The following is a 21,168-nucleotide window of genomic DNA, read 5'->3' as shown; positions in this document are numbered from 1 at the left end:
TGCGGCGTTTGTCTGTGGGCCTCAGGCCGATTTCTGGATGAGTCCCTCGGTAGGCGAGCTCGGCGAAGCCACGTAGGGCTTCTTCGCCATGCGGCCCGCGAGATAGGCTTCGCGCCCCGCCTCCACCGCGAGCTTCATCGCACGCGCCATGCGCACCGGGTCCTTCGCCTGCGCGATCGCGGTGTTCATCAGCACGCCATCGCAGCCGAGCTCCATCGCGATCGCCGCGTCCGACGCGGTGCCGATTCCCGCATCGACCAGCACGGGCACCTGCAGGCGATCGATGATGATCTGCAGGTTCCAGGGATTGAGGATGCCCATGCCCGAACCGATGAGCGAAGCAAGCGGCATCACCGCCACACAGCCGAGGTCCTCGAGCTGCTTGGCGAGCACCGGATCGTCGCTGCAATAGACCATCACCTGGAAGCCTTCCGAGACGAGCTGCTTCGCCGCCACCAACGTCTCGGGCATGTTCGGAAACAACGTCTGCGGGTCCGACAGCACCTCGAGCTTCACGAGCGAATGGCCGTCGAGGAGCTCACGCGCGAGGCGGAGAGTGCGCACCGCGTCATCAGCGCTGTAGCAACCCGCGGTGTTGGGCAGGATCGTGAATTTCGACGGCGGCAGGACGTCGAGCAGGTTCGGCTCTCCCGCCTTCTGCCCGATGTTGGTCCGCCGGATCGCGACGGTCACGATCTGCGCGCCGCTCGCCTCGATGGCGCGGCGCGTCTCGTCGAAGTCCTGGTACTTGCCGGTGCCCACGAGCAGGCGCGAGTCGTAGGGCTTCCCGGCGACGATGAGTTTGTCGTTCGACATTCGAGCTCCTAGCCGCCCCCGACTGCGACGACGACTTCGATGCGGTCGCCGTCGGCCAGCCGCGCTTCGCCCAAGCGGCTGCGGGGCACGATCTCGCCGTTGCGTTCGATCGCCAGGCGCCGGCCCTCGATCGCGAGGGCCTGGAGCATCTCGACGAAGGTGGGAGCGGTGGGGAATTCGCGCGCGGTGCCGTTGACGGTGACGCGGATGGGGGCTTGGGTCATGTGCACAAAAAGTCTAGCACCGACCGGAGGGTGGCTACTTGATGCGCTTCAAGACCTCACATCTGCTTGAAGAGCGGGGCGTAGGCGCGACTGACCGGGAGCTCGGTCTTGCCGTCGCGAAGCATCACGAACGTGCGGCCTCCGAGATCGCGGCGCGTCGAGGCGACCTCGCGCAGGTTCACGATCGTCCCGCGATGGATCTGGGCGAAGGCCTCGGGGTCGAGCTGGTCGGCGAGCTCGGCGAGCGGCAGGCGGATGAGCGATTCGCCCTCGCGCGTCATCACGCACGTGTACTTGTCCGAGGCCTGGAAGTAGAGCACGTCGTCCACGGCGATCTGCCGGACGACCTCGCCCTTCGAGGCCCGGATCCAGCGAAGCTTTCCGCCGGCCGCGCCGGGGATCGCGCGCGCGATGCGCGCGAGCACGTCGTCGAGTGCGGGCGGGCGCTCGGCGGCGGCGAGTTTCTTCTTCAGCCGCTCGATGCATTTCTCGAGACGCTCGTCGGTCACGGGCTTGAGCACGTAATCGGCGGCCTCGCGATCGAAAGCTTCCACCGCGTACTGGTCGTAGGCGGTCACGAACACCACGTGCGTCGCGTGCCCGCTTCGCCCGGCGACTTCCAGCCCGGAAAGCCCGGGCATCCGGATGTCGAGGAAGGCGACCTCGGGTTCGTCCTCGTCGAGCGCGCGCAGCGCCTCGAGCCCGTTGGCGGCGAGCGGCAGGATTTCCAGCTCCGGCCAAAGCTGGGCGAGGCGGCCGCGCAGGTGTTCGGCGAGGTTCGGCTCGTCGTCGGCGATCAGCGCGCGCGTCATGCGGGGAGCCTCACGGTGACGAGCGTGCCGGAGGGCGCATTCTCGGCGATGGCGAGCGAGCCGCGCGCGCCGAAGAGCAGGCGCAACCGGTCGCGCACGTTGGTGAGCCCGAAGCCGCCGCTCGTCGCGGGCGCGAATCCCACGCCCGTGTCGGCGATCTCGATCACGACATCCTCGCCTTCGCGGCGCGCGGTGAAGCGCACCTCGCCGCCCTCGACCTTGGGCTCGAGGCCGTGGCGAATCGCGTTTTCCACGAGCGGCTGCAGGAGCATCGGCGGGAGCACGTGCATTTCCAGCGAAGGCTCGACGTCGATCGAATAGCGAAGCCGCGGGCCCATGCGCACCTCGAGCACGTCGAGGAAGGAGGCGATCAGTTCCTTTTCCGCGCCGAGCGTCGTGGACTCGCTGCGCGAGGCGCCGAGCGTCGCGCGCAGGAATCGGATGAAGGTTTCGAGCATGCGCTTCGCCTTCGCCGGATCCGGATCGATCAGGCTCGTCACGTTGGCGAGCGTATTGAAAAGGAAGTGCGGCTCGATCTGGGCCTGCAGCGTGCGCAGGTTCGCGATCGCGGTTTCGCGCTCGGCGCGTTCGTTGCGCTGGCGCTCGCGCTCGAGCGCGGCTTCGGCGTCCGCGGTGCGCGCGCGCCAGAAGAAGATCGACAGCATGATGATCGAGATGATCACGCTCGAGAGCGTCACGATCGTGAGCCAGCGCTCGCTGCGCATGAAGCGGGCGAAATCGAGCTCGAGCACCGAACCGGCGAGGGTGAACCCGGTGGCCACGCCGATGCTCACGATGGTCGCCGTGTAAATCCCGAACGCGGTGCGGTTCCAGAGGTACAGCTTGACGTCCATCCCGGTCATCGAGCCCAGCATGAAGAGCGCGTGGATGCTGAAGCCCGCGAAGTTGGCCACGACGATGTTGATCCACAGCGTCTGCATGGGCGGCGGCCGCAGGTTCATGAGCCACGCGAATCCCGTGAAGACGATCCCCAGGAACGTGTTCCAGATGAGCGTGAGGTAGAGGTCGCGCAACGGCCCGCGCTTGGCGTCCTGGAAGCCGGGGATCCCCACGATCGGGTGGAAGTCGACGGCCTTGCACAGGGCCGCGAGCTCCTGGGCACTGAGGTTGGAGGTGAGGTGGAGGGCGGTTCGGGACATGCGGGGCATGGTAGCTGCCCGCCGGCACCCGGGGCCAGCCGTGCGACGGATGGCTGCCGGCGTTCGCCAACGGTAAACTGGCGACCTCGGCTGCGGGTGTAGCTCAATGGCAGAGCAGAAGCTTCCCAAGCTTACGACGAGGGTTCGATTCCCTTCACCCGCTCCACCGCTCCCGATGCCCTCCCCCGAATCCTTTTCCGCGCGTGTCGTGCGCTGGCAGCGCCGCCATGGCCGCCACGACCTCCCCTGGCAGGGCACCCGCGACGCCTACCGGATCTGGCTCTCCGAGGTGATGCTGCAGCAGACGCAGGTCACGACGGTGATCCCGTACTACGAGCGCTTCCTCGCGCGGTTTCCCTCGGTGGCAGCGCTGGCCGCGGCCCCCGAGGATGACGTGCTGGCCCTGTGGAGCGGGCTGGGCTACTACGCGCGTGCCCGCAACCTGCATCGCGCCGCGAAATCGGTGATGACGGACCACGCGGGCGTCTTTCCGACCACGTTCGATGCGCTGGTGGCGCTCCCCGGCATCGGCCGGTCGACGGCGGCGGCGATCGCGGCGTTCGCCTCCGGCGAGCTTCGCGCGATCCTCGACGGCAACGTGAAGCGCGTGATCGCCCGCCACGCCGGCATCGGCGGAGATCCGGCGAGCAACGCGGTGGTCGCGTCGCTGTGGGAGGCGGCCGAAGCGCGCCTGCCCGCGCGCGCGATCGAATCCTACACGCAGGGACTCATGGACCTGGGTGCGACCGTTTGCGTCGTACGCGAGCCCGCGTGCGCGACCTGCCCGGTGGCCCTCGATTGCGTGGCCCGCGGCGAGGATCGCATCGCGGAGCTGCCCGGCCGCAAGCGCCGCCGCGAATCGCCGCGCCGCGCGATCGCGATGCTGGTGACGCTGCGCGCGGGAGAAGTGCTGCTCGAGAAGCGCCCCGCGAAGGGCATCTGGGGCGGGCTATGGTCGCTGCCGGAATTTCCCGCCGACCAGAAGCCGCCGGCCGGAGCGAGGGCACTCGCTCCCTTCACCCACGTGTTCACCCACTTCACGCTGGACGTCACGCCGTGGGAAATAAAGGGGACTGTCCCCTTTTTGGAAAAGGGGTCTGTCCCCTTTTTTTGGCTGCCGCTTTCGGAACTGGAAGGCGCGGCGCTGCCCGCGCCGGTGAAGAAGCTGCTGCGCGAAGTCAGATCAGCTTCTGCTGGCGAAGGAACTTGTGCAGGAACGCCACGCGCACGGTCGCGTCGCGCAACTCGAGGAGCTTCTGCTTCACGTCGTTCCTGAGCGGCAGGATCTCGGCGATGCGGAAGCTCACCCAGCTCGGATCGTCGAACTTGAGCGGCGGGGCGAAGCGGCCCTCGCCGATGCCCGCGATCACCTTGCGCAGGAAGTCCGCGCACTCGTCGAGCTGCGGCGTGGTCGCCTCGACGTCATCGGCGGCGATCGGCTCGATCGCGCCCACGATGAGGCCCGACCTCGTGGTCTCGGAGGACACGATGCGAAAGCGCTCGAGCCCCTCGGCCTTCACCTTGAGGATGCCCAGCTCTTCCATGTCCGCCTCCGCGATCCTCGCGAGGCAGCCCACGGGCTCGGGCACGGCGGGCGCGCCGACTTCGGAGCCCTCGCGGATGAGGCACACGCCGAAGAGCGATTTGTCGCGCAGGCACGCCTTGGCCATGTCCATGTAGCGCGTCTCGAAAATGCGCAGCGGCAGGATCGCGCCCGGGAAGAGGATCGTGGAGAGCGGGAAGATCGGCACCGCCTCCGGGCGGCGTCCTGCCGATAGGAGGTTCAGCACCAGCACCGTCAGGCCTTCGAGATGTCGCGGTGGCGCACGATCACGTCGTAGTCCTGCGCGAAGCGCTCGGCGAGCTGGTTGGTGACGTACACCGAGCGGTGACGCCCGCCCGTGCAGCCGATCGCAACCGTGAGCGCGGCGCGCTGGTCGAGCACGAACTTCGGGATCCATCGCTGCAGGAAGCGCTGGATCTCCTCGATGAGCAGGCCCGCTTCGGTCTCGCGCTCGAGGAAGGCGATCACGTCCGGATCGGCGCCGGTGAGCAACCTGAGCTGCGGGTCATAGTGCGGATTGGCGAGGAAGCGAACGTCGAAGACGAAGTCGGCGTCGAGCGGCACGCCGCCCTTGAAGCCGAAGGAGACGAACGCGAGGGCGAGCCGCGTGCGGTCGGTGACGACGAGGTCCTGGATCCAGCCGCGCAATTGCGCGGGTGTGAGCGCGCTCGTGTCGATGCGATTGCCGATGTCGGTGAGGCCTTCGAGCAGCAGCCGCTCCTTGACGATCGCTTCCTTGAGCGTGCGGCCGTCCTTCGCCAGCGGATGCGGGCGGCGCGTCTCGGAGAAGCGGCGCACCAGGCTCTCATCGGTTGCATCGAGCACGATCACCTGGACCTGGTGGCCCGCGTCCTTCACGCCGGCGACCACGCGCGGCAATTCCGCGAGCGTCTCGGGGCTTCTCGCATCCGCGCTGATGGCTACGCGCGGTTCAGTGCGCGTGGCGACGAGCTGCGGAATCAGCGCCGCGGGGAGGTTGTCCACGCAGAAGAAGCCTGCGTCCTCGAGGGCCTTGAGCGCCACGCTCTTGCCGGAGCCCGATACGCCGGAGAGCAGGACGAGATGCATCAGTCGGCGTCGTCCTTGCGACCCGGCGCGCCCTCGTCGCGCATGGTGCTCGCCTGGCGCGCGATGAAGTCGCGCGTCGAGTCGATGCCCCGCGTGAGCAGGATGTGGTTTCTCACCGCGGCTTCCACGAGCACGGCGAGGTTGCGTCCCGGTGCCACCGCGAGCGTCACGGTGGGCACATCGACGCCGAGGATCGATTGCGTGCCCGAGCGCGTGGTGAGGCGTTCGCGTTCGGAGGAGCCGTTCACGGGCATCTCCAGGTGCACCACGAGGCGCAGCGCCTTGCGCGGACGAACCGCGGTCTCGCCGAAGATGGAACGGATGTTGAGCACGCCTAGCCCGCGGACCTCGAGGAAGTCGCGCAGCATCGCGGGGCAGCGCCCCTGCACCGTCTCCGGGCCGATCTGCTGCAGCTCGACGACGTCATCGGCCACGAGGCCGTGGCCGCGCGAGATGAGCTCGAGCGCGAGCTCGCTTTTTCCCACCGACGATTCGCCCGTGATCAGCACGCCGATCTCGAGCACGTCGAGGAAGACGCCGTGCACCTGCGTGACGGCGCCGAGCTCTTGCTGGAGATACGGGCGCAGGACGTTGATCACCTGCTGGCTGGGTTCGGCCGAACCGAGGAGCGGCGTGGCGGTGCGCGAGGCGGCCTGCTCGAGCTCGATCGGTACGGCGATGCCGTCGCAAGCGATGACGACCACCGTGTCGCCGCCGCAGATGCGCGCGGCCGTCTGCTCGCGCGTCGTCGGGTCGAGGCCCTCGAGGTACGCCGCTTCGCTCTTGCCCAGCACCTGCACGATCAGCGGGTGGATGAGGTTCAGGTGACTGATGAGCCCCACGCCCGGCTGCGCGAGCATCTCGCCGGTGATCTCGCGCGTCGCACCCGCGGCGCCCGCGAGCCACGCGAGGCCCAGGCGCGCGCGGCGCTCGTCAAAGAGCCGCTGTACGCTGAGCCGGGGCATACGGCGACCAGCCGGTGATCGTCGCGTGCGCTTCGCGCGCGTCCTTCGCGTCGAGCAGCGCGGTGCGGAATCCGGGATCGCTGAACATCTGCGCGAGCTCGGAGAGGATTTGCAGGTGGCCTTCGGTCGCGTGCTCCGGAACGAGCATCGCGAAGACAAGCTGCACGGGCTGGCCGTCGGGCGCTTCGAACGCGAGCGGCGTGGCGGTGCGCACGAAGGCGCACAGCGGTTCCTTCAACGCCTTGATGCGCCCGTGCGGAATCGCGACTCCACAGCCCAGGGCCGTGGAGCCGAGCTTCTCGCGGTCGAAGAACGCGTCGAAGACCCGCGCGCGCGGCACTTGCCGCGAGTTTTCGAAGAGCAACCCGACCTGCTCGAACAGACGCTTCTTGCTGGTCGCGTCGAGGTCGAGCAGGACGTGCTCCTGCGGCAGCAGGTTCGTGACGAGGTTCATTGCGCTCTAGGATTCAGCGGTGCGCTTGATGCCCGGCGATTGCCGCAGCGTCACCTTGAATTTTTCCTTGTGCTTGAGGATCTGGCGGTCGAGCTTGTCGACCAGGCCGTCGATCGCCGCGTACATGTCGGGCTGGTGGCATTGGACGTGGATGTCCTTGCCGGAAAGGTGCACGTTGGCCTCGATCTTCTGGTCGAGCTTCTCGACCGTCATGATCAAGTTGACGTCTATGACGTGGTCGAAGTGCCTGTTGATGCGTTCGAGCTTGGCTACGACGTATTCGCGAATCGCGGGAGTGATCTCGACGTGGTGTCCGGTGAGCTGGAGGTTCATCGAAGCTCCTTTCTGGTTGGACCTGCTAGATCGACTTGCGGAGATTTGCCGGCTGTATCTGCAACGCCTCGCGGTACTTCGCAACGGTGCGCCGTGCGACCTGGATGCCCTGCTGCGCGAGGATGTCGGAGATTCGGTGGTCCGAGAGGGGCTTCTTGCCATCCTCTGCGGCGACAAGCTGCTTGATGAGCGCGCGGATGGCCGTGGCGGAGCACGAGCCTCCCGTGTCGGTGGAAACGTGGCTGCCGAAGAAGTACTTCAGCTCGAGGATGCCGCGCGGCGTGAACATGTACTTCTGCGTGGTGACGCGCGAGATCGTGGATTCGTGGAGACCCACCGCCTCGGCGATCTCGCGCAGCACGAGCGGGCGCATGGCGACCTCGCCGTGCTCGAAATAATTCTTCTGCCTGTCGACGATGGCCTGCGTGACCCGGAGGATCGTGTCGAAGCGCTGCTGCACGTTCTTGATGAGCCAGCGCGCTTCCTGGAGCTGCCCCGCGAGGTGCTTGGCGCCGTTGTCGCGCGAGGCCTGCAGGATGTCGGCGTACATCTTGTTGATCCGCAGGCGCGGCATCGCGTCGCGGTTGAGCGTGGCGGTCCAGCGACCGCTGGATTTCCGCACCACGACATCGGGTACGACGTAGCGCACATCGCCCGCACCGAAGGCGCGGCCCGGCTTGGGATCGAGCGTGAGGATGAGCGCGCGGATGTCGCGCAGCTCGTCTTCGTCCACGCCCAGCAGGCGTTTCAACCGGTTGAAGTCGCGCGCGGCGAGGACATCGAGGTGGTTGGTGACGAGCGCGATCGCGCCGTCGCGATGCGGTGTTTGCACGGGCATCGTGCGCAACTGGAGCGCGAGGCATTCCGGGACGTCGCGCGCACCGACCCCGGTGGGCTCGAGGAACTGGATGTGGCGCCGCGCGATGTCGATTTCCTCGGGCTCGAGCTCGGGGATCGCCTCGGCCATCGTCTCGCGCAACTCCGCGAGGTCGCGCGGGAAATAACCGTCTTCGTCGAGGTGGCCCACGAGGAGCGCGGCAATGTTGCGGTCGCGCTCCGTCAGCGAGAGCAGAGCGAGCTGCGCGAGCAGGTGGTCCTGGAGCGTGGGCTCGGCCGCCGCAAACTGCGTGAAGTCGTCGCGGTCGCCGCTGTCGCGGCGGACACCGCTGCCCATGTCGTCGCCCATCGAGGGGACATCATCGTTGCCGCGGTCTTCGTGGGTCTCGGGGGCGGAGGCAGCCTGCGATTCGCCGTCGCCCTCGGCGTCGCCGTCGCGTTCAGCCTCGGTTTCGGGGTTCGTCCCGGGCTTGGCCGGCAGGGATTCTTCCTGGGGGATGTCCTCGCGCTCGAGCAGCGGGTTCTCGGCGAGGTAGCGCTCCAATTCCTGATTGAGCTCCACCGTCGAGAGCTGGAGCAATCGGATCGATTGCTGCAACTGCGGCGTGAGGGTGAGGTGCTGTGAGAGCTTGAGCTGGAGGCTGTGCTTCATGACGTCGAAGGAACTCGCGGACCGGCGGGTGCGCTACAGCCGGAAATTCTCCCCGAGATAGACCTTTCTGACGGCTTCATTGTAGATGATTTCCTCGGGCTTGCCGAAGGCGAGGACCGACCCCTGGTTGATGATGTAGGCGTGGTCGCAAATGCCCAATGTTTCGCGAACATTGTGGTCGGTGATGAGAACGCCGATGCCGCGCTCCTTGAGGAACCGGATGATCTGCTGGATATCGAGCACCGCGATGGGATCGACCCCCGCGAAGGGCTCGTCGAGCAGGATGAAGCGCGGGCTCGTGGCCAGCGCGCGGGCGATTTCCACGCGGCGGCGCTCGCCGCCCGAGAGGGCCAGCGCGGGACTGGCGCGCAAGTGGCCAATGTGGAGATCGTTGAGCAGGGCTTCGAGCCGCGCCTCGATCTCGTCGTCCTCGATGCCCTGCAATTCGAGCACCGCCTGGATGTTCTGCGCGACCGTGAGCTTGCGGAAGATCGACGCTTCCTGCGGCAGGTACGAAAGCCCCAGGCGCGAGCGCCGGTAGATCGGCAGGTGCGTGAGGTCCTCGCCGTCGAGCGTGACCTTGCCCGCATCGATCGGCACGAGGCCCAGGATCATGTAGAAGCACGTGGTCTTGCCCGCGCCGTTGGGACCGAGCAATCCGACGACCTCGCCGCTCTGGACGTTGAGCGACACGCCCGAGACCACCGTGCGCTTGCGATAGCGCTTGGCGAGGCCCTCGGCGCGCAGCGTGGCCGGTTGCGGATCGGTTTTCACCAGCGTGAGGTGCTGCGGGGCGGGCGTGAGTGTCGCGGCCATCGGGTCAGTTGGATGTCCCGCTGGTGGTGTCCGGCTTCAGGGTGAGCGGCGGATTGGGTGCGGCGGCAGGCGCCTTGTCCTTGTCCGCGTCCTTCTTCTTCGTGGGCATGAGCGTGGCCTTCACGCGCGAGGCGGGCACCGTCTCGGTGCCGCCCTTGCCCGACACCTGGAAGAGCTCGCGCGTCATGTCGTACGTGATGAGGTCGCCCGTGATCTCGCCCTGCGAGCTCTTCAGCCGCGCGCGGTTGTAGAGCTTGAGCATGTCGCTCTTGTCGTCGAACTCCGCGCGCTCGGCGTAGCCCTCGATGTAGTCCTCGATCTTGTCGCGCTTCTGGCGGAAGGTGACGGGCGAACCGACCGCGGTGTAGAACTTGAAGCGCTCCGGGTCTTCCTTCACCGTGACCTTCGCCGCGGTGATGCGCATCGTGCCCTGCGTGACGATGACGCTGCCTTCGAAGGCGCTGGTGCGGTTCTTGTCGTCGGCGTTGAGCACGTCCGCGCTCACGTTCACTTCCTTCTCGCGGTCGGCCTTTTCGGCGAACGACGCGAGCGGCGCGAAGCCCGAAGCGATGAGGAGCGAGAGGAAGATCGTGCGCATCAGCGTTTCGTTGTCGGTTGTTTGTAGGTTGCGCGCACGCGATCCATCCGAAGCGTGCGTTCCTTGTTGTTCAGCTCGAAGCCGGCAGCCACCGCGTGGCCCGAGGGCGATTCGAGCTTCACTTCGTCGGTCGTGCGGGCGATGCCCTCGTCGGGAAGCAGGAGCACGCGCTCGGTGGCCAGCTTCACCGGTTCGCTTTTCTCGGCCGCCTCGCGGTTCACGAGCACGTTGCCCTCGATCCACACGCGGTCGCCGCCCTTCTCGAGACGCCCGCTGTCGGCGGTGATCGCCACGCGGGGCTGCTTGGGCTCGAAGGCGTCGAACGCGAGGCTCTGCAGGTGCGAGGAATCGTCGTCGGGGTAATGTACCATCCTGCGCGCCACGAGGGTGTAGAGGACCTTGCCGTCTTCCCCGAGCTTGCGCGCGTTGAAGTTCTCAACGATCAGATCAGGATCGTGGCGTCCGGTTCCATCGGCGCGTTGCGCAACCGGCTGCACCAGGGTGTTGAGCCACACCGTGAGCCCCACGAGGAGTGCCAGCACCCCCAGCGGCAGCCAGGTGGTGGGCCGGATCAAGCACGCCTCGCTGCGAGCACCAGGTCACTGAACTCGCGAACTGCGCCGCGCCCGCCGGGGGCATCGGTGACGTAGTGCGCCGCGGCCTTCACCAGTTCCACGGCGTTGGCGACCGCCACCGCGAGCCCGCAACGCTGCATCACGGGAAGGTCGGGAAGGTCATCGCCCACGAACGCGCACTGCGCTTCCTCGACGCCGAGCTTCGCGCGCAGGCGATCGAATTCCACGCGCTTGTCGGTCGCGCCCTGGATCACGTGCGCGATGCCCAGCTCCGCCGCGCGCTTGGTGACGGCCGGCGAGCTTCGTCCCGAAAGAATGGCCGTGGCGATGCCCTCTTCGGCCAGCATCTTCAGCCCGTGGCCGTCGAGGATGTTGAACACCTTCAGCGCTTCGCCGTCAGGCCCGAACCACAGCGAGCCGTCGGTGAGCACGCCATCCACGTCGAAGATCGCGAGGCGGATCTGCTTCGCGCGCTTGCGCAGCTCCGCTTCGCGCTCGGCCATGGGGACTAGATGATTCCTTCGGCGAGGAGATCATGGAACGTGAGCGCGCCCACGAGCCGGCCTTCGGGATCGACCGCGACGAGGCGACCGCCCAGGCTCTGCTTCTCGAGCACCTGCGCGGCTTCGGCCGCGAGCTTTTCCGGCGCGATGGTGCGCGGGTTCTTCGTCATCACGTCGCCTACGCGCAGCGTCTTGATGCTGTCGTGCTTCTCGAGGACGCGGCGCAAGTCGCCGTCGGTGAAGATCCCGATGAGCTTCATGCCCGGATCAACGATCGCGGTCATGCCGATGCCCTTCGCGGACATCTCGAGGATGGCCGCGGCGAGCGAGTCATCGGGCTTGTTGATCGGCAGCTGATCGCCCTTGCGCATGATGTCGGAGACGTGCACGAGGAGCTTCCTGCCCAGCGCGCCGCCCGGATGGTGCTGCGCAAAGTCTTCGCTGCGAAAACCCTTCGAATCGAGCAATGCCATCGCGAGCGCGTCACCGAGTGCAAGCGTGGCGGTCGTGCTCGCGGTGGGGGCGAGCTCCAGCGGGCAGGCTTCCTTCTCGACCGCGACATCCAGGTGGACATCGGCTTCGCGGGCGAGCGTGGAGCGCGCGCGGCCGGTCATCGCGATGATCGTCGCACCGCGGCGCTTGAGCAGCGGGAGGATCGCGAGGATCTCGCCCGACTCGCCCGAGTAGGAAATTGCGATCACGACATCGTCCTTCGTGATCATCCCGAGGTCGCCGTGGCTGGCTTCGGCCGGATGCACGAAGAACGCCGGGGTGCCCGTGGAGGCCAGGGTCGCGGCGATCTTGCTCGCGATGTGGCCGCTCTTGCCCATGCCCATGACGACCACGCGGCCGTTGGTGCCTTCGAGCGCCCGGACGGCGGCGTGCGCGGCGAGGAACTCCTTGCCGAGCCGCGCCTTCAGGGCGTCGACCGCCCGCGCCTCGATGTCGAGGACGTCCTTGGCCAGTTCCAGGAGGTGCGCCGTGTCGGTCGCCGCGGGGGCTTGTAGTACATTCGGCATGGTCGAAGTATAAGTCCAATGCAACCGGCGAGCCGATGCACGAAGCCCTTCCCGTCGCGCTGATCCTGCTCGCTTCCGCCGTCGCGGTCGTGGTGCTTTTCCGGCGCCTGTCGATGCCCGCGATCCTGGGCTACCTCATCGTCGGCGCGGCCGTCGGCCCCAACGCGCTCGGCCTTGTCGCCAACTCGGAGGACCAGCGCTACATCGCGGAGTTCGGCGTCGTCTTCCTCATGTTCTCGGTGGGGCTGGAGTTCAGCCTGCCGCAGATCTTCGCGATGCGCCGCTCGGTCTTCGGCTTGGGCGGCGCGCAGGTCGTCGCCGTGATCGCGCTGGGACTCGCCGTGGCGCTGCTCGCGGGCGAATCGTGGCGCTCGGGACTGGTAATCGGCGGTGTGCTCGCGATGAGCTCCACCGCGATCGTCTCGAAGATGCTCTCGGAGACAATGCAGCTGCACACGCCGCACGGCCGCCAGATCATGAGCGTGCTGCTCTTCCAGGATCTCGCGGTCATTCCGCTGCTCGTGATCGTCCCCGCGCTCGCCTTCCCGCCCGAGGCGCTCGCCGGCGCGCTGGGCTGGGCGGCGTTGAAGGCCATGGTCGTGCTGCTCGTCGTGCTGGTCGTCGGCCAGCGCGTGATGCGGCCGCTCTTTCGCATCGTCGCCAACCAGAAGTCCTCCGAGCTTTTCGTGCTCTTCGTGTTGCTAGTCGCCCTGGGACTCGCGTGGTTCACGGAGCTCGCCGGACTGTCGCTCGCACTCGGTGCGTTCCTCGCCGGCATGCTCATCTCCGAGACCGAGTACCGCTACCAGGTCGACGACTACATCATGCCGTTCCGCGACGTGCTGCTCGGGCTGTTCTTCGTCACGATCGGAATGCTGCTCGACGTTCGCGCCGTCCTGGCGAATTTCATCTTCGTGGCGCTGGTGCTCGTCGCGCTCCTCGCGATCAAGTTCGTCCTCGTGTTCTTCCTCGCGCGGCAGTTCGGCAGCGAGCGGCCCACGGCGCTGCGCACCGCGCTCTCCCTCGCGCCCGCGGGGGAATTCGGCTTCGTGCTGCTCGCTCTCGCGCAGAGGAACAACGCGGTGCCGAGCATCACCTTGCAAGTGGTTCTCGCCGGCGCGCTGCTCTCGATGCTGGTCGCGCCCCTCCTCCTGCAGAGGATGGAGCGCATCGTCCTGTACTTCGTCGAGAGCGAATGGACCAGCCGCGCGATGGCGCTCCACCAGCTCGCGGTGAAGACGATGAACACGCAGGGCCACGTCATCGTCTGCGGCTACGGGCGCAGCGGCCAGGCGCTCGCGCACTTCCTCGAGAGCGAGAAGATCTCGGTGATCGCCCTCGACTCCGACCCCGAGCGCGTGCGCCAGGCGGCCGCGGCCGGCGATTCCGTCGTCTACGGCGATGCGGCGCGACGCGAGGTGCTGATCGCCGCCGCGCTCGTGCGGGCGACCGCGGTGGTCGTGAGCTTCGCGGACACGGGCAAGGCACTCGCGATCCTTTCGCACGTGCGCGAAATGCGCCCCGAGGTCCCGGTGATCGTGCGCACGTTCGACGACACCGATGTCGCGCGGCTCAAGGAAGCCGGGGCCGCGGAGATCGTGGCGGAAGTCGTCGAGGGTTCGCTGATGCTCGCCACCCAGACCATGCTGCACACCGGCATGCCGTTCAAGCGCGTCCTGCAGCGCCTGCGCGACGAGCGCCAGGAGCGTTACCAGCTCATGCGCGGATTCTTCCCCGGCGCGACCGACACCGAGGACGAGGGCCGGCGCCTGCATTCCATCGTCCTGGGCCCGAGTGCCGCATGCGTCGGGAAGGCCATCGGCAACCTCAACCTCGACCACCTGGGCGCGCACGTGACCGCGATCCGCCGCCCGGGTACGGGCAGCGTCGAATTGGCCGACGAGATACGGTTGCAGGAAGGCGACGTCGTCGTGTTGCTCGGCGACCAGGAAGGCCTCGCGCGCGCCGAGTTCCGCCTGCTGCAGGGCTGAAAAGCAAACGGCCCGCGCAAGGCGGGCCGTTCGTTGGTGCGAAATGCCGGATCAGAACGTCATGCAGACGGTGTACGAATCGGCGTCGTTGACGGCCGTGGTCGCCAACGCGGCGGCGGCGGTAACGGTCGTGGCAGTACCGATGTCTGTGATCGCGCGCATTGAACCGGTTGCCGTGTTGCCGTCGTCCATCTGGATGTCGAGTTGCTTCACGAACTTGCCCAGGATCGCCGCCGAACAGATCTGATAAGTACCCGTCATGCCGGTAATCTGGGGCTGTCCCGTCGCCATGCTGCTCACGCCCAATCGTCCTCCAACCGAGTTCCGCGGCATGTACGTAGCATCGGAGATGGCGGTGGGACCGGCGGCGAGGTTCGCAAAGCGCACGTGCCCCCAGAATTGCGCTGCTTCTGGCGTAAGACCCGCCGCCGCGTTCCATGCACCCTCGATGACGCCATTACCATTGCCCTCTTTGCAATCTGCAGCAATGCAGGCGGTGGTGCCAATGTGCGCCGAGATCTGGGCGTCGTCCCCGGGCAGCGACTTGAACTTGTCCTGAAAGGCGTAGATGTACGTGGGAATGATGCGGAAGTCATTCGCGAGGTTCTTCACCTTCGCGCTGTTGATGAGCTCCTGACCTTTCAGGATCCCACCGAGCAGCAGGCCAATGATCACGAGCACGATCGCGATCTCGACGAGCGTAAAGCCGGACTGTTGCGCCTTCATTCTATTTTCTCCTTGTTCTGTGTTTCGCTGACGTACGCCTTTAATGCAAGCGCTATGCCACGCCGAGCAATGTAAGCCTTTTCAAACACTTATTGCAACCCTGGGCGTCCTACAGCGCCCGGGCGCCGGGGAAAACTGTCCGCAGGGTCGACACCCCCTGTCCGGATCGCCGACACTGCCCGCTTATGGCCGCTTCGATCCCCGTTTACCGCCGCCTCACGCGCACGCTCGTCACGGGCCGCCGCTGGGTGCTCGTGGCGATGCTGCTCACCCTGCACGCCGCGCTGATCGCGGACCCGACCGGGGCCTTCCAGCGCATCTGGCTGCTGGTGCATTTCGGCCTGTTCCTGCTGTGGCAGCCGTTCTTCGCGGCGGAGCTCGAGCTCGAGGTGTTCTCGCTCGTGCTTCTGGTGGCCATCACGTCCCTGATCCTCTACTTCCTCGCCGGCTGGATGCTGGTGATGTGGATCTCGGTGCTACTGGGCATTCTCGGCGGCAAGGTCTTCACCGTGCGGGCGGCGCAGCTCGGCCACGTGGCCTACCTCGTGGCGTTCAGCTACCTCCTTACCCTGCTCCTCCTCTGGGCCGTCCCGGCACTCCTGCTCGCCGGCCCGGAAATTCCGCAGCCCCTGCCCTTCGTCGCGAAGAGCCTGCTTCCCTTCGTGTTGCTCGCGATCGTGCTCGTGCCCACCGCGCCCGAGGAGCAACCGGGGCAGGTCTTCGATTTCTTCTACGCGGTGCTGATCTTCCAGCTTGTCGTCGTCCTCGTCCTGGGCTCGGTCGCGCTGATGCGCTATACCGAGGGCCTCTACTACCCTTCGGTCGCGCTCACGGTTTCGGGCTTCGGGATCGGGCTCTTCGTGCTCGCGGTGCTATGGGCGCCGCGCGGGGGCTTCGGGGGACTGCGGACGTATTTCTCGCGCTACCTGCTCTCGGTGGGCATGCCCTTCGAGATGTGGATGCGCCGCGTGGCCGAGCTCGCCGAGACGGAGCCCGATTCGCAGCGCTTCCTGCAGCTCGCCCTCGACGAGATCGCCACCTTCCCCTGGATGCGCGGCGGCAACTGGAAAGCCGCCGATGGCGAAGGCACGTTCGGCAAGCCCGACGGCTTCACCTCGCGCTTCACGTTCCACGGTCTCGAGCTCACGTTCCGCACGGCCGTGCGCCTGTCGCCCGCGCTCTTCCTGCATCTGAGGTTGCTCGCGCAAGTCGTCGGCGAATTCCACGAGGGCAAGCGCCGCGAAAGCCTCATGCGCCGCAACGCCTACATGCAGGCCGTGCACGAGACGGGCGCGCAGCTCACGCACGACATCAAGAACCTGCTGCAGTCGCTCTATGCGCTGACCTCGGTGGCTCCGCGCGGCAACGAGGCGACGACGGCATATGCGGGCTTGCTGCAGCGACAGCTCCCACAGCTCACGCGGCGCCTGCATGCCACGCTCGAGAAACTGCGCGCACCCGACGCGACCGCGGCCGACCTGCAGGTGGATGCGCGCACCTGGTGGGCGGAAGTCGAAAAGCGCCACGCCGCGCCGGGGATCACGTTCGCCGGGCGCGTGATGCCCGGCGCCATGGTTCCCGCGTCGCTCTTCGACAGCCTCATCGAGAATTTCCTGAGCAATGCGCGCGCGAAGCGCGAACGCGAGCCCGCGGTGGAAGTGACCGTCACGTTCGTGGCGGACGCGATGTACTGCGATCTACGCGTCACCGACACCGGCAGCGCGGTTCCCGACGCGGTGGCGCGCGCGCTATTCCGCGAACCGATCGAGGGCACGCGCGAAGGCGGGCTCGGAATCGGGCTCTACCAGGTGGCGCGCCAGGCGCGGGTCGAAGGCTTCCGCGTGGAGCTCGCGAGCAACTCGGACGCAGCCGTGTGCTTCAGCGTTCAGCGCGAGGCGAGCGTGCGCAGCACTTCCTCGAGCCCGTCCTCCCAGGATTCCAGCCGCACGCCGTAGGCCGCGGCGAGCTTGTCGCCCGCGAGCCGCGAGTTCGCGGGGCGCCGGGCCGGCGTCGGATATTCCGAGGCGGGAATGGGAATGACCTTCGGCGCCGTGAACGGCTCGGGCGAGAGCTCGCTCCAGCGTTTGAAGATCCGGCGTGCGAATCCGCACCAGCTCACCGAACCCCGCGCAGTCGTGTGGAAGACGCCCATGCGCGCCGTGAGGGTGCCCGGCTCGGAGCGCATGCGCTCGATGATCTCGCGCGTCACGCGCGCGAGCAGGAGGCTGGAGGTGGGCGCGCCGATTTGGTCATCGACCACGCGAAGTTCCGGTCGAGTGGCCGCGAGCTTGAGCATGGTGAGCAGGAAGTTTCCGCCGGTGGGTCCATACACCCAGCTCGTTCGCAGGATCACGTGCACGCATCCGGAGGCGACGATCGCCTGCTCGCCCGCGAGCTTCGTGCGGCCGTACACGCCCAGCGGATTGGTCGGATCGTCTTCGCGATACGGCGAGGATTTCGTGCCGTCGAAGACGTAGTCGGTCGAATAGTGGATGAGTGCCGCGCCCAGGCGCTGCGCTTCCTCGGCGAGGATCCCGGGTGCGATCGCGTTCACCGCCTCGGCGGTGGCTGCGTCCTGCTCGGCCTTGTCGACCGCGGTATACGCCGCGGCGTTCACGATCAGCGCGGGTTTGGTTTCGCGCACGCACGCGCGAACCGCGTTGGCATTCGTGAGGTCGAGCGTGGCGTGACCGACCGCTACGACTTCCGCGTGGTCCGCGAGCGCGGCGACGACCGCGCTGCCCACCTGGCCGCGGCTGCCCGTGACGAGCACGCGCATCACGGGTAGGTCTCGGCTTGCGCGAGGGGCTTGCCGGCGGCGTCGTTCGCCTTCAGCTGGGGCTCGCTCTCGAGGGGCCAATCGATGCCGAGGGCCGGATCGTTCCAGAGCAGGGAACGCTCATGGGCGGGCGCGTAGTAATCGGTGGTCTTGTAGAGAAACTCCGCCATCTCGGAAACCACGAGGAATCCATGCGCGAAACCGGCAGGCACCCACAACATGCGCTTGTTCTCGCCCGAGAGGCGCGCGGCGACGTGGCGGCCGAACGTGGGCGAAGCGCGGCGAAGATCCACGGCAACGTCGAACACTTCGCCCGCGACGACACGCACGAGCTTTCCCTGCGCCTGCTGCACCTGGTAGTGCAGGCCGCGCAGCACACCTTTTGCCGAGCGCGAGTGGTTGTCCTGCACAAAGTGCACAGGAGCACCCACCGCCTTGTCGAACACCGCCTGGTTCCAGGATTCGTAGAAGAAGCCCCGCGCATCACCGAATACTTTCGGCTCGAGCAACAGCACCTCGGGGATGTCGGTCGTGATGACGTTCACGCTAGAACACGCGGTCGCGAAGCACGTCGAGGAGGTACTGGCCGTACGCGTTCTTCTTCATCGGCTCGGCGAGCCGCTCGAGTGCCGCGGCATCGATGTAGCCCATGCGATAGGCGATCTCCTCGGGGCAGGCGATCTTCAGGCCCTGGCGCGTCTCGATCGTCTCGATGAATTGCGCGGCCTCGAGCAGGCTCTCGTGCGTGCCGGTGTCGAGCCACGCGGTTCCGCGGCCCATCACCTCGACCGAAAGCGTTCCCGCCTCGAGGTACACGCGGTTCACGTCGGTGATCTCGAGCTCGCCGCGTTTCGAAGGCTTCATGTCGCGGGCGACATCGAGCACGCTGTTGTCGTAGAAGTAGACCCCGGTCACGGCGTAGCGTGACTTCGGTTGCGCGGGCTTCTCCTCGATGCTCACGGCGCGTCCCGCGGGATCGAATTCGACCACGCCGTAGCGCTCGGGATCGTGCACGGGATAGGCGAACACCGTGGCACCCGTCGTCGACTTCGAGGCGCGCATCAGCGAGCCCGCGAGGTCGTGGCCGTAGAAGATGTTGTCGCCGAGGATCAGGCACGACGGATCCTTGCCGACGAAATCGCGCCCGATGATGAAGGCCTGCGCGAGGCCCTCGGGCTTGGCTTGCACGGCGTAGGTGAGCTTGAGGCCCCACTCCTTGCCGTCGCCCAGCAGCTCCTCGAAGCGCGGCGTGTCCTGCGGCGTGGAGATGATGAGGATCTCGCGGATGCCGGCGAGCATGAGGGTGGAAAGCGGGTAGTAGACCATCGGCTTGTCGTACACCGGCAGCAACTGTTTCGAGACGACGCGCGTGGACGGGTACAGACGCGTGCCCGAACCTCCCGCGAGAATGATTCCCTTGCGATTCACCCCGCGCTCCTCTCGGCGTAGTTCTTCTCGATCCAGCGGCGGTACTCGCCGCTCTTCACCTGCGCGACCCAGTCGGCGTTACCCAAATACCAGCGCACGGTCTTCGCCAATCCCGTCTCGAAGGTTTCGCTCGGGCTCCAGCCCAGCTCGCCGCGGATCTTGCGCGCGTCGATCGCGTAGCGCCGGTCGTGGCCAGGCCGGTCCTTCACGTACGTGATGAGCTTGCGATGGCCGCCGTCGCGCGGGCGCTCGCGATCGAGCGTGTCGCACAACGCGTGCACGACATCGAGATTCTTCATTTCCGCGTTGCCGCCGACGTTGTAGACCTCGCCCAGGCGGCCTTTCGCGAGCACCGCGCGAATGGCCGAACAGTGATCGCCGACATAGAGCCAGTCGCGGATCTGCTTGCCGTCGCCGTACACCGGAAGGGGTTTGCCTTCGAGCGCGTTGGCGATCATCAGCGGGATCAGCTTCTCGGGGAACTGGTACGGGCCGTAATTGTTCGAGCAGTTGGTCGTGAGGACCGGCAGCCCATACGTGTGATGGTAGGCGCGCACCAGATGGTCCGACGCGGCCTTGGACGCGGAGTACGGGCTGTTGGGCGCATAGGCCGTGGTCTCGCTGAAGGCCGGATCGTCCGCGCCGAGCGTGCCGTACACCTCGTCGGTGGAGACATGCAGGTAGCGAAACGCCGCCTTGCGATCGTCGGCGAGCGCGGTCCAGAAGCCGCGCACCGCTTCGAGCAGCGTGAACGTGCCCACGACGTTGGTCTGGATGAATTCGCCCGGCGCGTGGATCGAGCGGTCGACGTGGCTTTCCGCGGCGAAGTGCACGACGGCGCGCGGCTGGTGCTGCGCGAGGAGCGCGTCGATGAACGCGCGGTCGCCGATGTCGCCGCGAGAAAACGCATGGCGCTTGTCGCCCGAGAGGGACGCGAGGTTCGCGAGGTTGCCCGCGTACGTGAGCTTGTCCACGTTCACGACGGGCTCGCCTTCGGCCGCGATCCAGTCGAGCACGAAGTTCGCGCCGATGAATCCCGCGCCGCCGGTTACGAGAATGGTCATTTCGCCGCCCTCTGCAGTTCGATCAATTTGAGGTACTTGTGGAACGTGTTGTTGCAGCCGATCACGACGTGCGCGAATCCGGGGCCCCCATCGAGAAAGCCGAGCTTCACGATGTAGAACTTCACGAAGCGCACGAACGGCGAGAGGAACAGCCGCCACGCGCTCGTGCGCACACCCTGGTCGAAGAGGGCCTTGGCATGCAGCGTGGTGTAACGGTTCTGCTTGGCGAGGTAGGTCGCGATGTCGTCGGCCGAGTCGTGCAGCAGGTCGCCCTCGAGGCGGCCGACCTCCGCGGTCGTGAGCACGGCCTCGTGCACTTCGTCGTTGGACCAGCTCGCATGCGCGCGATGGAACAGGCGCAGGGACCAGTCCGGATAGCCTTCGCCGTGCGCGAGCCACGTGCCCAGGAAGCGGTTGCGTCGCGCCATGCGCCAGGCCTGGTAGCGGCGGCTGGCGAATGCCTCGCGGATCGAGGCCTGGAGCCTTTCGGTGACGCGTTCGTCGACATCGAGGCACAGCACCCATTCGTTGCGCGCCTGCTGGACGGCGAACTGCTTCTGCCTGCCGAAGCCCGGCCAGTCGTTGTGGACGAAGCGCCCGCCATGACGCTCGACGATCGCCTGGGTATCGTCCGAGCTGCCCGAATCGACGACCAGGACCTCGTCGGCAAAGGCGCAGCTCGCCAGGCACTCGCCGATCTGGGAAGCGGCATTGAGCGCGATGATGGCGACGGTCAGGGGAAGTTTTCCGGGCGGGGAATGCGCCACGTGCTTCTTCTTCGATG

The 21,168-nt window shown here is 66.9% G+C and carries 24 protein-coding genes and 1 tRNA gene; 4 read left to right on the top strand and 21 right to left on the bottom strand.

The features are described from left to right. Window positions 1–21 precede the first annotated feature (21 nt). The 4 genes from DSM104440_RS00405 to DSM104440_RS00390 are packed head-to-tail and all read right to left on the bottom strand — an operon-like array spanning window position 22 to window position 3,012. A complete protein-coding gene (locus DSM104440_RS00405; protein ID WP_171159709.1) occupies window positions 22–816 on the bottom strand; it encodes a thiazole synthase in 795 nt (264 codons plus the stop codon). 8 nt (window positions 817–824) lie between these two features. Further along, entirely contained in the window at window positions 825–1,040 is a 216-nt protein-coding gene (thiS, locus tag DSM104440_RS00400; RefSeq protein ID WP_212758150.1) for a sulfur carrier protein ThiS, read from the bottom strand. A 56-nt stretch (window positions 1,041–1,096) separates the two neighbouring features. Beyond that, window positions 1,097–1,852, bottom strand: coding sequence for a LytR/AlgR family response regulator transcription factor (locus DSM104440_RS00395; protein ID WP_171159707.1), 756 nt, complete (start codon window positions 1,850–1,852; stop codon window positions 1,097–1,099). Beyond that, window positions 1,849–3,012, bottom strand: coding sequence for a sensor histidine kinase (locus DSM104440_RS00390; RefSeq protein WP_171159705.1), 1,164 nt, complete (start codon window positions 3,010–3,012; stop codon window positions 1,849–1,851). The genes DSM104440_RS00395 and DSM104440_RS00390 overlap by 4 nt, the downstream gene beginning before the upstream one ends. Before the next feature lie 92 nt (window positions 3,013–3,104). Here DSM104440_RS00390 and DSM104440_RS00385 point away from each other — a divergent pair. After that, window positions 3,105–3,178: transfer RNA gene (locus DSM104440_RS00385), tRNA-Gly, on the top strand. Between the two features lie 9 nt (window positions 3,179–3,187). Then, entirely contained in the window at window positions 3,188–4,288 is a 1,101-nt protein-coding gene (mutY, locus tag DSM104440_RS00380; protein WP_171159703.1) for an A/G-specific adenine glycosylase, read from the top strand. Here mutY and DSM104440_RS00375 read toward each other — a convergent pair. Genes DSM104440_RS00375 through DSM104440_RS00325 form a run of 11 tightly spaced genes read right to left on the bottom strand, consistent with a single transcriptional unit; the run spans window position 4,191 to window position 12,396 of the window. Continuing rightward, window positions 4,191–4,808 carry an LON peptidase substrate-binding domain-containing protein gene (locus tag DSM104440_RS00375; protein ID WP_171159701.1) on the bottom strand — a complete coding sequence of 206 codons (618 nt, stop codon included), beginning with the start codon at window positions 4,806–4,808 and terminating at the stop codon, window positions 4,191–4,193. The two genes, mutY and DSM104440_RS00375, sit on opposite strands and share 98 nt — an antisense overlap. A gap of 2 nt (window positions 4,809–4,810) precedes the next feature. Next, window positions 4,811–5,644 (bottom strand): RNase adapter RapZ, encoded by an 834-nt coding sequence (rapZ, locus tag DSM104440_RS00370; protein ID WP_171159699.1) that lies wholly within the window; start codon window positions 5,642–5,644, stop codon window positions 4,811–4,813. Continuing rightward, on the bottom strand, window positions 5,644–6,609 hold the full coding sequence (gene hprK, locus DSM104440_RS00365) for an HPr(Ser) kinase/phosphatase (RefSeq protein WP_171159697.1): 966 nt from the start codon (window positions 6,607–6,609) through the stop codon (window positions 5,644–5,646). Before hprK ends, rapZ begins: the two co-directional genes overlap by 1 nt. Then, window positions 6,578–7,063: a PTS sugar transporter subunit IIA gene (locus DSM104440_RS00360; protein ID WP_171159695.1), complete on the bottom strand. Its 486-nt coding sequence runs from the start codon at window positions 7,061–7,063 to the stop codon at window positions 6,578–6,580. The genes hprK and DSM104440_RS00360 overlap by 32 nt, the downstream gene beginning before the upstream one ends. Before the next feature lie 6 nt (window positions 7,064–7,069). Next, window positions 7,070–7,396, bottom strand: coding sequence for a ribosome hibernation-promoting factor, HPF/YfiA family (gene hpf / locus DSM104440_RS00355; protein WP_171159693.1), 327 nt, complete (start codon window positions 7,394–7,396; stop codon window positions 7,070–7,072). 25 nt (window positions 7,397–7,421) lie between these two features. After that, window positions 7,422–8,885 (bottom strand): RNA polymerase factor sigma-54, encoded by a 1,464-nt coding sequence (locus tag DSM104440_RS00350; protein ID WP_171159691.1) that lies wholly within the window; start codon window positions 8,883–8,885, stop codon window positions 7,422–7,424. A 33-nt stretch (window positions 8,886–8,918) separates the two neighbouring features. Beyond that, on the bottom strand, window positions 8,919–9,701 hold the full coding sequence (gene lptB, locus DSM104440_RS00345) for an LPS export ABC transporter ATP-binding protein (protein WP_171159689.1): 783 nt from the start codon (window positions 9,699–9,701) through the stop codon (window positions 8,919–8,921). A gap of 4 nt (window positions 9,702–9,705) precedes the next feature. Next, entirely contained in the window at window positions 9,706–10,299 is a 594-nt protein-coding gene (gene lptA, locus DSM104440_RS00340) for a lipopolysaccharide transport periplasmic protein LptA (RefSeq protein WP_171159686.1), read from the bottom strand. After that, on the bottom strand, window positions 10,299–10,874 hold the full coding sequence (gene lptC, locus DSM104440_RS00335) for an LPS export ABC transporter periplasmic protein LptC (protein ID WP_171159684.1): 576 nt from the start codon (window positions 10,872–10,874) through the stop codon (window positions 10,299–10,301). The genes lptA and lptC overlap by 1 nt, the downstream gene beginning before the upstream one ends. Next, complete coding sequence (locus DSM104440_RS00330) at window positions 10,871–11,377, bottom strand: KdsC family phosphatase (RefSeq protein ID WP_171159682.1); 507 nt, start codon at window positions 11,375–11,377, stop codon at window positions 10,871–10,873. Before DSM104440_RS00330 ends, lptC begins: the two co-directional genes overlap by 4 nt. Window positions 11,378–11,382: 5 nt before the next feature. Next, window positions 11,383–12,396 carry a KpsF/GutQ family sugar-phosphate isomerase gene (locus tag DSM104440_RS00325; protein ID WP_171159680.1) on the bottom strand — a complete coding sequence of 338 codons (1,014 nt, stop codon included), beginning with the start codon at window positions 12,394–12,396 and terminating at the stop codon, window positions 11,383–11,385. A 35-nt stretch (window positions 12,397–12,431) separates the two neighbouring features. Between DSM104440_RS00325 and DSM104440_RS00320 the strand changes: the two genes are divergently transcribed. Beyond that, window positions 12,432–14,387 carry a monovalent cation:proton antiporter family protein gene (locus tag DSM104440_RS00320; RefSeq protein WP_171159678.1) on the top strand — a complete coding sequence of 652 codons (1,956 nt, stop codon included), beginning with the start codon at window positions 12,432–12,434 and terminating at the stop codon, window positions 14,385–14,387. A 51-nt stretch (window positions 14,388–14,438) separates the two neighbouring features. Here the strand turns inward: DSM104440_RS00320 and DSM104440_RS00315 are convergent, their stop codons facing one another. After that, window positions 14,439–15,113, bottom strand: a complete 675-nt coding sequence (locus DSM104440_RS00315; RefSeq protein ID WP_171159676.1) for a prepilin-type N-terminal cleavage/methylation domain-containing protein — start codon at window positions 15,111–15,113, stop codon at window positions 14,439–14,441. Between the two features lie 185 nt (window positions 15,114–15,298). Between DSM104440_RS00315 and DSM104440_RS00310 the strand changes: the two genes are divergently transcribed. Further along, the gene (locus DSM104440_RS00310; protein ID WP_171159674.1) at window positions 15,299–17,068 is read left to right on the top strand and encodes a sensor histidine kinase; all 1,770 of its coding nucleotides are present in this window, start codon (window positions 15,299–15,301) and stop codon (window positions 17,066–17,068) included. Here the strand turns inward: DSM104440_RS00310 and rfbD are convergent. From rfbD to DSM104440_RS00285, 5 genes are read right to left on the bottom strand one after another with little or no spacing between them, the layout of a single operon-like run. Continuing rightward, a complete protein-coding gene (gene rfbD, locus DSM104440_RS00305) occupies window positions 16,999–17,892 on the bottom strand; it encodes a dTDP-4-dehydrorhamnose reductase (RefSeq protein WP_171165561.1) in 894 nt (297 codons plus the stop codon). The two genes, DSM104440_RS00310 and rfbD, sit on opposite strands and share 70 nt — an antisense overlap. Beyond that, entirely contained in the window at window positions 17,892–18,437 is a 546-nt protein-coding gene (gene rfbC, locus DSM104440_RS00300; RefSeq protein WP_171159672.1) for a dTDP-4-dehydrorhamnose 3,5-epimerase, read from the bottom strand. The genes rfbD and rfbC overlap by 1 nt, the downstream gene beginning before the upstream one ends. A 1-nt stretch (window position 18,438) precedes the next feature. Further along, window positions 18,439–19,320: a glucose-1-phosphate thymidylyltransferase RfbA gene (gene rfbA / locus DSM104440_RS00295; RefSeq protein WP_171159670.1), complete on the bottom strand. Its 882-nt coding sequence runs from the start codon at window positions 19,318–19,320 to the stop codon at window positions 18,439–18,441. Further along, on the bottom strand, window positions 19,317–20,384 hold the full coding sequence (gene rfbB, locus DSM104440_RS00290) for a dTDP-glucose 4,6-dehydratase (protein WP_171159668.1): 1,068 nt from the start codon (window positions 20,382–20,384) through the stop codon (window positions 19,317–19,319). The genes rfbA and rfbB overlap by 4 nt, the downstream gene beginning before the upstream one ends. Beyond that, window positions 20,381–21,151, bottom strand: coding sequence for a glycosyltransferase family 2 protein (locus tag DSM104440_RS00285; protein WP_171159666.1), 771 nt, complete (start codon window positions 21,149–21,151; stop codon window positions 20,381–20,383). Before DSM104440_RS00285 ends, rfbB begins: the two co-directional genes overlap by 4 nt. Between the last annotated feature and the right edge of the window lie 17 nt (window positions 21,152–21,168).

The sequence above is a fragment of the Usitatibacter palustris genome (genome assembly GCF_013003985.1).
GTDB lineage: Bacteria > Pseudomonadota > Gammaproteobacteria > Burkholderiales > Usitatibacteraceae > Usitatibacter > Usitatibacter palustris.
Note: the sequence above shows the minus strand (reverse complement) of the source record. Positions and strands in the feature narration are given on the sequence as shown.